This window comes from Aeromonas bivalvium (genome assembly GCF_000819765.1).
GTDB classification, from domain to species: Bacteria; Pseudomonadota; Gammaproteobacteria; order Enterobacterales; family Aeromonadaceae; genus Aeromonas; species Aeromonas bivalvium.
Genome location: NZ_CDBT01000047.1, coordinates 1 through 12323 on the forward strand (window position 1 = coordinate 1; position 12323 = coordinate 12323).

Consider the following 12323-nt stretch of genomic DNA (forward strand, 5'->3'; position numbering starts at 1 on the left):
GGTTTTTTATTGCCTGAAATCAGCCACTTTCAAGCGAGAAGTGGCCAAGTCTTCTATTTTTCCTGTGTCACAGCCCCAGTTCTGTACAGGGCAATTCCATATTGACCACCCCATCTTCCAGCTGGATATCGATCTTGAAGCCGAGGCGCTTGGCCAGATTGATCATGCCGCGATTGCTGGGCATGGTCATGCCTGAGAGCTGGCCTATCTGCGCTTCCCTGGCGTAGCGCACTATCTTCTCCATCAGCAGGGTGCCCAACCCCAGCCCTTTCTGATCCGATCGCACCAGGATGGCAAACTCGGCATCCCGTTTGTCCGGGGTCGAAATGGCTCGCACCACCCCCAGGATCTGCTGGTTGCAGGCGCCGTCCTGGCCGACCGCGACGAAGGCCATTTCCCGGTCGTAATCGATCTGGGTCATGCGGGCCAGCTCCTCGTGGCCCAGTTCCCCAACGTCGGCAAAGAAGCGCTTGTATCTGTCTTCATCGGAGACCTTGAGCACGAACTGCTTGTGGGCCGGTTCATCTTCCGGCCGGATCGGGCGCAGCAGCACATGACTGTGGTCTTTCAACCAGGCCCCCTCTTCCAGCTCGGTGGGATAGGGTCGTATGGCTAGGGTCACTCCTGCTTCAGGCTCGGGCTGGGCCAGGATCAGACCAGCATCGAGTACCACCATCTCGTTGCCGCAGGCCTGCAGAGGATGCAGATCCAGCTCGCGGATTTCCGGGAAGGCGAGCAGCAACTCGGAGAGCTGGCACAGCACCTGGGCCAGCGCCGGAATATCCAGTGGCGCCGGACCAGCCTGTTCGCGGATCTTGCGGCTCTTGAGGGCTTCGATGATCTGGTAGCGGGCCAGTGCCTGGTTGAGCGGCGGCAGGGCGGCCACCATCTCCTGAGGGTCGGCGCCGGATTCCCCCAGCAGGATCACGGGACCGAACACGGGATCCTGCTGGATGCGGATCCTCAGTTCAAGACCGCCGCTGCGTCTGGCCATGCGCTGCACCAGCAGACCTTCGATGCGGGCGCCGGGATCATGCTGGCGCACCCTGTCCAGGATGGCATCGGCGGCCTGGGCCACCTCGGTCGAAGTACGCAGGTTCAACATGACCCCGTGTACCGAAGACTTGTGGATTATGTCGGGGGATCTCAGCTTGACCGCCACCGGGTAACCTATCTGCTCTGCGGTCAGGGTCGCCTCTATGGCGTCCGTGACGATCCAGGTCGGCAGGGTGGCGAGGCCGCTTGCCTGGAGGAGTGGCTGCACCAGATGGGTATCCAGCCTGAGCTGCCTGCGCTCCAATGCCTGCTGGATCAGCTTCTTGCAAAGGGCGAGGTCCACCTTGTCCCCCTGCAGGGAGGCCGGCGTTTCCATCAGCTGTTTCTGGTTGCGGCGGTATTCCACCATGTGCATGAAGGCGTTGACCGCACTCTCCGGGGTGCGGTAGGTGGGAATGCCCGCCTCGTTGAACAGGCGGCGTCCCTCCTGGGCCGAGAACTCCCCCGCCCAGTTGGTGAGAAGGTTGAAGCGTCTGGCCCTGGGATGCTGCTTGAGGTAATCGATCAGGCTGCGGGCCAGCTCCACCCCTCGTGCCGTGAGGGAGGGGGCATGGATCAGCAGGATGGCATCGGCCTCGTCCCCTTGCAGCACGGTGTCGAGGGCGCGGCAGTAAGCCTGGATATCGGCATCGCTGCCTATGTCCTGGGGACGGCCCGCCAGCTTGCCGCCCCGCTCTTGCAGCACATCCGCCGCCATGTTGGCCAGACCGCGGCCATTGGAGATGATGGCGAGGCGCTCCCCCTTGAGGGTCAGGGAGTGGCTGAGTGTCTCCACGGCGGCGAACAGCTCATGGGTATCGCGCACCCGCAGCATGCCGGCCCGGCGAATGGCCGCGTCATAGACGTTGTCGAGGCCGTTGACCGGATCATGGCGACCGCTCTTGAGCACCAGGATGGGTTTGTTGCGCGAGGCGGCGCGCGCGGCCGAGAGAAAGTGCCTGGCATCGTGCAGCTTGTCCATATAGAGCAGGATGGCGCGGGTCACGCTGTCGCGGGAGAGCTGATCCAGCAGCTGGCCGAAGTCGATGTCACAGTGATCACCGAGGGAGACGAAGGCGGAAAACCCCACCTCGTGCTGCTTGGCCCAATCCAGGATGGTGGTACTCACGGCCGCCGATTGGGAGAGAAAAGCCACCTGACCCGGTTTGGCCGCGATGGGGGAGAAACTGGCGTTGATGCCCTGCCCCGGCAACAGCAGGCCCATGCTGTTGGGGCCGAGCAGGCGAATGCCGTACTGGTGGCGCAGCCGCTGCAGCTCGAGGCGCTCCTCATCGCTGAACTCCCCGGCCAGAATGATGACGGCGCCGGTGCCACGCTGGCCCAGGGCCTCTACCAGAGGCAGTACCCGCTCGCGCCGGGTACAGATGATGGCCAGATCCGGGGCCAGCGGCAGGCTGGCGACATCCGGGTAGGCCAGTACACCGGCGATGGCCTGACTGTCGGTACTGACCGGCAGTATGGGCCCCTGGAACTGGCCCGCCAGCAGGTGGCGGATCAGCACATGGCCCGCCTTCTGGGGGTTGCTCGAGGCGCCGATCACGGCGATTGACTGGGGTTTGAAGAGCCGATCCAGGCCACTGGGTTTCATGGGCAGGCATCCGTTGCTGGGCACAGAGCCTGAGTCTACCCTGTCTCGGCTGCGGCTTCTGTGACCAGATGCGCCATCAGCGCTTGCCGAGCTCGGCGGCGACCAGATAGAACCTCAGTTCCCCCTGGATGCGGCGCACCGCCGCCAGATGGCGATCCTGCAGATAGATCTCCTGCTCCTGCTCCAGGCTTGCCCTGGGCAGGCCCATGCTTTGCAGATACTCCTCAAACAGCACAGGGCTCCTGATTTCGACGAGATGATCTTTCATGGGCGACTCCTTGCTCTGGCATGGGTTGAGGGAGCCTAGTGTAGTCAAAGGAGTCGGTGGCGCTAGCTGTCAGATCTGTCATCAAGATGGCGGCAGCACCGCTAGCCGTAATTGTGCTGGCTCTTGGCCGTGTCCCAGAATGCCTTGACCAGCGGCTCTTCCAGTCGCTTCTTGAGTACCCCCATACCGACATCGAACGGTTTGAGGGCCGGTTTGGGTTCGACGATACGCACCTTTTCCCCCATGGGGCTGTGGTCGATGACGGCGGCGGGCACCAAGCCGACACCGCAGCCGAGGGCCACCATGGCGACTATGCCTTCATTGCCCGCCACCTCGGCATAGATGTTGGGGGCTATGCCCTTGTTGCGAAACCACTGATCGCAGCGTTTACGGGCCAGTCCCTGCTCCGAGAGGATGAGGGGCAGCCGCTCCCAGTCCGGTTCGCCCTGGCGAAACCACTGGCTCAGTTGTGGCGCCGTGCGGGGGGCAATAAACACCAGGGGCACCTGCTGCAGGCTGGCGAATTCCAGCTTGGCCGGCAGGGCATCGGGGCGGGCGGCGATGGCGATGTCCACCTCCTCGCCGAGGATCTTCTCCACCGCCAGGGCCGGATCGCCGGTCTCCAGCTTGATTTCCAGCTGAGGGTAGCGGCGGCGAAAGCGCTCCAGCACATCGGGCAGCAGGAAGTAGCTGGCGGTGACAGAGCAGAACACCCGCAGCCGCCCCTGCAAGGGTTCGTCGCTGCGTTTGAGATCCTGCTTGAGCTGGCGCCATTCCTGCAACAGATTGCCACCGAATTCCCGCAGCTTCTCCCCTGCCGGGGTGAGACGCACGCTGCGGTTGTCCCGCTCGAACAATACGCAGCCGGTCTCCTGCTCCAGGCGCTGGATGGCGCGGCTCAAGGTAGAGGGGCTGACCGCCATGGCGTCGGCGCTCTTGCCAAAATGAAGGGAGTCGGCGAGGTGGAGAAACAGCTCGAGATTGCGAAGGTCCATCGTTGAAATCCTGCAAAACGGCCCATGGGCCGCATATATCCGCCCTGGCTGCGTGTCGGAAGTCATGCTCCGGGCAGGGAGGCGGTCTGAGATTGCGAAGAATAACATTTCAATTACTGCAACGTACTGTTTCGAATATATCAGTTCAAGCAATATCTGTCCCGCGCTATAGTGGTTTGGTCAACGCCCATAGCGGCACGGAATCAATCGAACGGAGCAATCACCATGGCGAACTATTTCAACACCCTGAACCTGCGTCAGCAGTTGGCCCAGCTGGGCAAGTGTCGTTTCATGCAGCGAGCGGAATTCGCCGATGGCTGCGAGGTGCTGAAGGGCAAGAAGGTGGTGATTGTGGGCTGTGGCGCCCAGGGTCTGAACCAGGGCCTGAACATGCGTGACTCCGGGCTGGACATCTCCTATGCCCTGCGCCAGGCCGCCATCACCGAGAAGCGCGCCTCCTGGCAGAAGGCCACCGACAACGGCTTCGTGGTCGGCACCTATGAAGATCTGATCCCGACCGCCGATCTGGTGCTGAACCTGACTCCGGACAAGCAGCACTCCGACGTGGTGAAGACCGTGATGCCGTTGATGAAGCAGGGCGCTGCCCTGGGTTACTCCCACGGCTTCAACGTGGTGGAAGAGGGTCAGCAGATCCGCGCCGACATCACTGTCGTCATGGTGGCGCCCAAGTGCCCGGGTACCGAGGTGCGTGAAGAGTACAAGCGCGGCTTCGGTGTGCCGACCCTGATCGCCGTTCACCCGGAAAACGATCCCCGGGGCGAGGGCATGGCCATCGCCAAGGCGTGGGCCTCCGCCACCGGCGGCGACCGTGCCGGCGTGCTGGAATCCTCCTTCGTCGCGGAAGTGAAATCCGATCTGATGGGCGAGCAGACCATTCTGTGCGGCATGCTGCAGGCCGGTTCCCTGCTCTGCTACGACAAGCTGGTTGCCGAGGGCACTGACCCGGCCTACGCCGGCAAGCTGATCCAGTTCGGCTGGGAGACCATCACCGAGGCCCTGAAGCAGGGCGGCATCAGCCTGATGATGGACCGCCTCTCCAACCCGGCCAAGCTGCGTGCCTTCGAGCTCTCCGAGCAGCTGCGCACCCTGATGCGCCCCCTGTTCGAGAAGCACATGGATGACATCATCGCCGGCGAGTTCTCCCGCGGCATGATGGCTGACTGGGCCGAAGACGATGCCAAGCTGTTCGGCTGGCGCGAAGAGACCGGCAAGTCCGCCTTCGAGAATGCCCCTGCCTATGCCGGCAAGATCGCCGAGCAGGAGTACTTCGACAATGGCGTGGTCATGGTGGCCATGGTCAAGGCGGGTGTCGAGCTGGCGTTCGAGACCATGGTGGCCTCCGGCATCTATGAAGAGTCCGCCTACTACGAGTCTCTGCACGAGCTGCCGCTGATCGCCAACACAGTCGCCCGCAAGCGTCTGTACGAGATGAACGTGGTCATCTCAGATACCGCGGAGTACGGCAACTACCTGTTCGCCAACGCCGCCGTGCCGCTGCTGAGCGAGCACTTCATGCCGACCCTGCAAGCAGGGGACCTGGGCAGTGCCCGTGCCGAGAGCAAGGCGGTGGACAACCTGGCCCTGCTGGCCGCCAACGAAGCGACCCGCAACCACCCGATCGAGAAGATTGGCCAGACCCTGCGTGGCTACATGAAGGACATGAAGCGCATCGCCGTCGGCGGTTAAGCCAGCATCGGGCTGGATGATAAAGGGGCGGGGATGACGATCCCCGTCGCCGGTCGGGCTGGACACCCGACTGGCCAGCCAGAAAACCCGGCCATAAAAAAGCCCCGCTCATCGAGCGGGGCTTTTGCATTCAGAAAGGCAGGAAAACTCAGGCTTTCCAGGCTTTCCAGGTGTTGATCAGGCCGTTGGTGGAACCGTCGTGGCTGGTGACGGCCTCGTCGGTGCCCAGCTCCGGCAGTATCTTGTTGGCCAGCTGTTTGCCCAGCTCCACCCCCCACTGGTCGAAGGAGAAGATGTTCCAGATTGCGCCCTGTACGAAGATCTTGTGCTCGTACATGGCGATCAGGGAGCCGAGGGTTTTCGGGGTCAGGCTCTTGAACAGTATGCTGTTGGTCGGGCGGTTGCCTTCGAACACCTTGAACGGCACCAGGTCCTTGACCTGCTCCAGCGTCTTGCCGGCGGCCAGGAACTCGGCCTCTACCGCTTCCTTGCTCTTGCCGAAGGCCAGGGCCTCGGTCTGGGCGAAGAAGTTGGCCAGCAGTTTCGGATGGTGGTCACCGATGGGGTTGTGACTGATGGCCGGCGCCAGGAAGTCGCAGGGGATCAGTTTGGTGCCCTGGTGGATCAGCTGGTAGAAGGCGTGCTGGCCGTTGGTGCCCGGCTCACCCCAGATGATGGGGCCGGTCTGGTAGTCGACCGGATTGCCGTCGCGGTCTACGTACTTGCCGTTGGACTCCATGTTGCCCTGCTGGAAGTAGGCAGGGAAGCGGTGCATGTACTGATCGTAGGGCAGGATGGCTTCGGACTCGGCACCATGGAAGTTGTTGTACCACAGGCCAATCAGCGCCAGCAGCACGGGCAGGTTCTGCTCATAGGATTTGGTTGCGAAGTGCATGTCCATCTCGAAGGCGCCTTGCAGCAGGGCCTCGAAGTGCTCGAAGCCGAGGGAGAGGGCGATGGGCATGCCGATGGCGGACCAGGAGGAGTAGCGGCCGCCGACCCAGTCCCAGAACTCGAACATGTTGTCGGTGTCGATGCCGAACTCGGCCACGGCCTTGCCGTTGGTGGACAGGGCGGCGAAGTGCTTGGCAACGTGAGCCTTGTCACCGGCGTGACCGAGGAACCAGTCGCGGGCGGTCAGGGCGTTGGTCATGGTCTCCTGGGTGGTGAAGGTCTTGGAGGCCACCAGGAACAGGGTGGTTTCCGCATCAATCTTCTTGAGCGTCTCGGCGATGTGGGTGCCGTCGACGTTGGAGACAAAATGCATCTGCAGGTGGTTCTTGTAGGGGCGTAGAGCCTCGGTGATCATCACCGGGCCCAGATCGGAGCCGCCGATGCCGATATTGACCACGTGCTGGATGGCCTTGCCGGTGTAGCCCTTCCACTCGCCACCGATGACCTTCTCGCAGAAGCCCTTCATCTTGGCCAGTACGGCGTTCACTTCCGGCATCACGTCCTTGCCGTCAACCTCGATGGGACGGTCGGAGCGGTTGCGCAGGGCGGTGTGCAGGACGGCGCGCCCCTCGGTCATGTTGATCTTGTCGCCGTTGAACATGGCGTCGATGGCGCTGCGCAGATCCGTCTCTTTGGCCAGATCAATGAGCAGCTTGAGAGTCTCTTCGGTGATCAGGTTCTTGGAGTAGTCGACCAGAATGTCGCCACCGAAGGTGAGAGAGAACTTGTCAAAACGCTGGGGATCCTGTGCGAACAGATCCTTGAGACGCATCTCTTTGTTGGCTGCGAAGTGAGTTTCCAGCGCCTGCCAGGCCTGGGTCCGGGTTGGATTGATGTTTTTCATAGACTTCCTGAGATTCCAAGTTGTATTTGAACCTTGCAGGCAAGGCTCCCGCCAAACCTTATTATTGTGGTTAGTATACCGAGCCGGTGAGTGGACTCATGTAACAGAGTGTCTCGTCCTGGCCGCACCCAGTGTACATTCAAAACCCTCGCATTATGAGCCAGCCCCATGACAGCGGCATTGAGCCTGCTCATCTTTTATTCCCCAGGCGGGTTGGCGAAGGTGCGAATTCATGGTGGTTCCGCCCTGGCCTGCGCCCTCAGCCTCCTCCTGCGTCGCCATCTTTTATGTGGCGATTGACGCTTGAGCTTACCCTTACAGTAAAGGTTAATGTTGGTGCATGAGTCGCATCACGGGAGACGTGCCATGACCACCACCATCCAACTGCCCATTCAGGGTATGAGCTGTGCCAACTGCGCGAGCCGCATCGGGGCGGCCCTCAATCGCATCGACGGCGTCGAGGCCAGCGTCAATTTCGCCCTGGAGCAGGCCGCCGTCACCCTGCTGGATGAGGCCTCCCTGCCCGAGGTGGTGGCGCACATTCGCCAGCAAGGCTATGAGGTGGTGGGCGAGCGAGTCGAGTTTCAGGTGAGCGGCATGAGCTGCGCCGCCTGCGCCGGTCGCATCGAGCGGGCCCTTGCTGCCCTGCCGGGCGCCCTGTCGGCCGAGGTCAACTTCGCCACCGAGCGGGCGCTGATCACCTTGCTGCCCGGTCCCCTGAGCCCTGCCGTGGTGCGCGACCAGATTGTCGCACTGGGTTTTGGCGCCGAACAGGTGCGCGGCAGCGTCTCCGCCCGTCAGCAGCAGTTGCAGGCCAGGGAACAACAGGAGCGACAGGAGGCGCGACGCGCCTTGCATCAGGTGCTGATCGCCTCCTTGCTTACCCTGCCCCTGCTGGCGGGCATGATGACCATGGCCGGCCTGCTGAGCTGGCATCTGCCAGCCTGGGCCGAGTGGGCGCTGGCCACACCGGTGCAGTTCTGGATCGGCGGGCGCTTCTACCGCGGGGCCTGGCTGGCCCTGAAGAACCGGGCCGCCAACATGGATGTGCTGGTCGCCACCGGCACCAGCGCCGCCTATTTCTACAGCCTCTATCTCTGGCTCAGTCTGGGGGCGCAGGCCTCGGGTCACCTCTATTTCGAGGCGAGCGCCCTCATCATCACTCTCATCTCCCTCGGCAAGCTGCTGGAGGCCCGCGCCCGGCGCAGTACCCAGTCGGCCATTCGCGAGCTGATGGCATTGCGCCCAGAGCGAGCCACGGTAAAACGGGGGGGAGACTGGGTCAGTGTGGCGGTGGACGAGGTGCTGCGTGGCGATCTCATCCGGGTATTGGCCGGGGAGCGGGTGCCGGTGGACGGCACCATCAGCCAGGGCAGCAGCGAGCTGGATGAATCCATACTCACCGGCGAGAGCATGCCGGTGCCGCGAGGGGTTGGCGAGCCCGTGCTGGGGGGGGCCATCAATGGTTCCGGGGTACTGACCATCACGGCGACGACCGTGGGGGAGGATTCCAGCCTCAATAAGATCATCGCCCTGGTCGAGCGTGCCCAGATGGGCAAGGCGCCGCTGCAGCAGTTGGTGGACAGGGTCTCCGCCGTGTTCGTGCCCCTGGTGATGGCCGTCGCCCTGCTCACCCTGCTGCTGTGGTGGGCCTGGGCCGGGGACTTCGGCCATGCCCTGCTGGCGGCGGTGGCCGTGCTGGTCATCGCCTGTCCCTGCGCCCTCGGTCTGGCGACCCCGGCGGCCATAGTGACGGGCACCGGGGTGGCTGCGCGCCACGGCATCCTGATCAAGGACGTGGATACCTTGCAAAAAGCCCATGACATCAAGGCGGTCATCTTCGACAAGACGGGCACCCTGACCGAGGGCAAGCCGGTGTTGCAGAGCTGGAGCGGTGACGCCGCCTCCCTGCGTCTTGCTGCGGCGTTGCAACAGGCGAGCGAGCATCCCCTGGCCCGCGCCATGACCGCCAGCCAGGCACAGGCCTCTCTGCCCGAACCGCAAGGGGTCGAGGTGCGGGTCGGCAGCGGCATAGTGGGGGAGGTCGAGGGGAACAGGGTCGCCATCGGCAATCCGGCCCTGATGGCGAGCCTGGGGCTGGTGGTCGACCCGGTTGAGGAGACGGATGGGGCGACCCGGGTCTGGGTTGCCATCGAGGGCCGACTGGCCGGGGTGGCCGCCCTGGCGGACACGCTGCGTCCCGAGAGCCGTCAGGCGGTGGCGAACCTGCGGGCGCGCGGCATCGACAGCTGGCTGGTGAGCGGCGATGCCCCCGGCCCCGTGGCCCGGATCGCTGGCGAGCTGGGGCTGACAGGATCATTCGATTCCGTCTTGCCTGACGGCAAGGTCGGCCGGGTCGAGGCGCTGCGCGGGCAGGTGCAGGGGCGGGTCGCCATGGTCGGTGACGGGGTCAACGATGCCCCCGCCCTGGCGGCGGCCGATGTCGGCATCGCCATGGGGTCCGGATCGGATGTGGCCATGGAGACGGCGGCCATCACGCTGATGAGATCAGACCCCCGGCTGGTGGCCGATGCCATCGACATCTCGGCGGCGACCTGGCGCACCATACGTCAGAATCTGTTCTGGGCCTTTGCCTTCAACGTGACAGGCATTCCCCTCGCGGCATTGGGCTACCTCAGCCCCGAGCTGGCGGGGGCCGCCATGGCCCTTAGCAGCGTCACCGTGCTCGGCAACTCCCTGCTGCTCAAGCGTTGGCGTCCCAAGGCCGGGCAGGGATGAAGGGGCGGGGAGCCAGCACGAGGACTCCCCTCGACAGTCACAGACAGAAAACGGCAGCGGCAGGCCATGGCGGGCGCCCTGCATCACTCATTGTTCGGTAGCTAGTTCAGGCCCGGCAGCGGGCCCGATATCAGGAGTCATAGATGAACATCAGCAAGGCCGCCCAGGCCACCGGCCTCAGTGCCAAGACCATTCGTTACTACGAAAGCATAGGCCTCATTACGGCGCCCCTTCGCAGCGATAACGGCTATCGCAGCTATGGGGAGGAGACGGTGCGCGAGCTGCATTTCGTCAAGCGGGCGCGGGAGACGGGCTTCAACCTGGAGGAGTGCCAGGAGCTGCTGGCCCTGTACCGTGACAAGCACAGAAGCAGCGCCCAGGTGAAGAAGCTGGCCCAGGAGAAGATCGTCGACCTGAAGGCCCGCATTCAGGGTTTGCAAACCATGCTGAGCAGCCTGGAGGGGCTGGTGACCTGCTGCCACGGTGATGACAGGCCAGAGTGCCCCATTCTCGACGAGCTGGAGCGGGGCTGAGTCGGGGTCGCTCGTCGTCCTTTGGCCCGCTCCTGGCTGATGGAGTGGTTAATAAGTGGCCATTTGTTGTTGGCCGCCGGGGGCTGGGATAGACTAGGCGGCTATTGCAAACGGAGTTCCCCCCTTGAGCCAGAGTGTGACACGACAGGTCAGGCAGGCCATCATGGTCCAGCTTTATACCCATGCCTCGTTCAGTCTGCCCTGTCTGGCACTGTTGGCTCTGGCATGGTCCATGCTGTTCCACGACTACCTGCCCGCCCTCGAGGCGTGGAGCTGGCTCGGTTTGGTGCTGCTGTCGCTCTGCGCCCGGGCCTGGCACCTGCGCTGGCGTCGTGCCAGGCTGGACAGCACGGCCCTGGCCCAGCTCGAGATCGAGCTGTTTGTCGGGGTCACCATCACCTCCATCATCTGGTCCCTCGGGGTACTGCTCTACATGGGGGCGCTGCCCGACGCCTATCGCGCCGCCATGATGATGCTGGCCAGCCTGATCCTGACCGGCAGCGCCATCATGTTGTTCGGCAGTCGGCGCGCCTTCTATGGCGCCGTCTTGCCCCTGGGGCTCACCATCTTGTTCGAGCTGGGCCAGGGCAATGAGCAGGAGCGGATCGTCGCCTGCATGCTGACCGGTTACCTGTTTATCTTCCTGCCGACCCTGCTGCGTCGCCTGCGCCGGGATCAGGCCGCGTCCCTGTACCACAGCTTCTCCAATGCCAATCTGGTGGCCGAGCTCAAGCAGGTCTCCGAGCACCTCAAACTCGCCTCCCGTCGGGACGGTCTGACCGGGATCGCCAACCGTGCCCATCTGGATCACTGTCTGGCCAAGGCATGGCGCCGTTGCCACCGGGCCCAGGCTCCCCTCTCCCTGGTGCTGGTGGACGTGGATTACTTCAAGCAGTTCAACGATCACTATGGCCATCAATCCGGTGACGAGTGCCTGCAGCAGGTGGCGGCTCTGCTCGCCAGGGTGCCGCGGCGCGAAGACGATCTGGCGGCCCGTTACGGGGGAGAGGAGTTCGCCCTGCTGCTGCCTTGCACCAGCATGCAGGGGGCCTTGCAGGTGGCCGAGCAGGTGCGCGACGCCCTCAAGCAGATCCATATTCCCCATCAGAAGTCCCTGGTCTCTGGCCGGGTGAGCTGCAGTTTCGGGGTGGCGACCCTGGTACCGGATAACCATGCCACTATTGCGGATTTAGTGCAGAAAGCGGATGCGGCCCTCTATCAGGCCAAGCATAATGGGCGGGATCGGATCGAAGTCGCCTTGATGGGAAAGGTGGCTTGATTCACCCCTGACAGATTTAAAGAGGTCGTCTATGCAATGTCATCGTATCGAAGAGCTGCTCGAGCTGCTGCAACCTGCCTGGATCAAGGAGCAGGATCTCACTCTGGTGCAGTTTGTGGCCAAGCTGGCCGAGGAGGCCGGCTTCGAGGGGCCGCTGTCCGAGCTGACCGATGACATGCTGATCTATCACCTCAAGATGCGTGAATCCGACAAGCAGGCCATGATCCCGGGGCTGGCCAAGGATCATGTGCCCGATTTCAAGGAAGCCCTGCTCAAGGCGCGCGGCATCAAGTGATCCCGACTCCGGGCTGATCGCACGAAAAGGCTTCAATGGAATCTTTGCAAAAGGGAGGTCGTCAA

9 protein-coding genes are annotated in these 12323 nt (G+C 63.3%); 5 read left to right on the forward strand and 4 right to left on the reverse strand.

Annotated features, from left to right (window positions below; genetic code table 11):
- Positions 1 to 67 precede the first annotated feature (67 nt).
- The 3 genes from BN1119_RS13620 to ilvY all read right to left on the reverse strand — a co-directional run bounded on the left by BN1119_RS13620 (position 68) and on the right by ilvY (position 3907).
- On the reverse strand, positions 68 to 2644 hold the full coding sequence (locus tag BN1119_RS13620) for a bifunctional acetate--CoA ligase family protein/GNAT family N-acetyltransferase (RefSeq protein WP_041998911.1): 2577 nt from the start codon (positions 2642 to 2644) through the stop codon (positions 68 to 70).
- Positions 2645 to 2720: 76 nt separating this feature from the next.
- Positions 2721 to 2912 carry a hypothetical protein gene (locus BN1119_RS13625; RefSeq protein ID WP_041998914.1) on the reverse strand — a complete coding sequence of 64 codons (192 nt, stop codon included), beginning with the start codon at positions 2910 to 2912 and terminating at the stop codon, positions 2721 to 2723.
- Between the two features lie 101 nt (positions 2913 to 3013).
- Positions 3014 to 3907, reverse strand: coding sequence for an HTH-type transcriptional activator IlvY (gene ilvY, locus BN1119_RS13630; protein WP_041998917.1), 894 nt, complete (start codon positions 3905 to 3907; stop codon positions 3014 to 3016).
- A 225-nt stretch (positions 3908 to 4132) separates the two neighbouring features.
- Between ilvY and ilvC the strand changes: the two genes are divergently transcribed.
- Entirely contained in the window at positions 4133 to 5614 is a 1482-nt protein-coding gene (gene ilvC / locus BN1119_RS13635) for a ketol-acid reductoisomerase (RefSeq protein WP_041998919.1), read from the forward strand.
- Positions 5615 to 5762: 148 nt separating this feature from the next.
- On the opposite strand, the gene pgi is transcribed toward ilvC, so the two are convergent.
- A complete protein-coding gene (gene pgi / locus BN1119_RS13640; RefSeq protein ID WP_041998921.1) occupies positions 5763 to 7412 on the reverse strand; it encodes a glucose-6-phosphate isomerase in 1650 nt (549 codons plus the stop codon).
- A gap of 366 nt (positions 7413 to 7778) precedes the next feature.
- Between pgi and BN1119_RS13645 the strand changes: the two genes are divergently transcribed.
- The 4 genes from BN1119_RS13645 to BN1119_RS13660 all read left to right on the forward strand — a co-directional run bounded on the left by BN1119_RS13645 (position 7779) and on the right by BN1119_RS13660 (position 12258).
- Complete coding sequence (locus tag BN1119_RS13645; RefSeq protein ID WP_041998923.1) at positions 7779 to 10151, forward strand: heavy metal translocating P-type ATPase; 2373 nt, start codon at positions 7779 to 7781, stop codon at positions 10149 to 10151.
- 143 nt (positions 10152 to 10294) lie between these two features.
- A complete protein-coding gene (gene cueR, locus BN1119_RS13650) occupies positions 10295 to 10684 on the forward strand; it encodes a Cu(I)-responsive transcriptional regulator (RefSeq protein WP_041998926.1) in 390 nt (129 codons plus the stop codon).
- 124 nt (positions 10685 to 10808) lie between these two features.
- Positions 10809 to 11963, forward strand: a complete 1155-nt coding sequence (locus BN1119_RS13655) for a GGDEF domain-containing protein (RefSeq protein WP_041998929.1) — start codon at positions 10809 to 10811, stop codon at positions 11961 to 11963.
- A 31-nt stretch (positions 11964 to 11994) separates the two neighbouring features.
- Positions 11995 to 12258 carry a YihD family protein gene (locus BN1119_RS13660; RefSeq protein WP_041998932.1) on the forward strand — a complete coding sequence of 88 codons (264 nt, stop codon included), beginning with the start codon at positions 11995 to 11997 and terminating at the stop codon, positions 12256 to 12258.
- Positions 12259 to 12323: the final 65 nt, after the last annotated feature.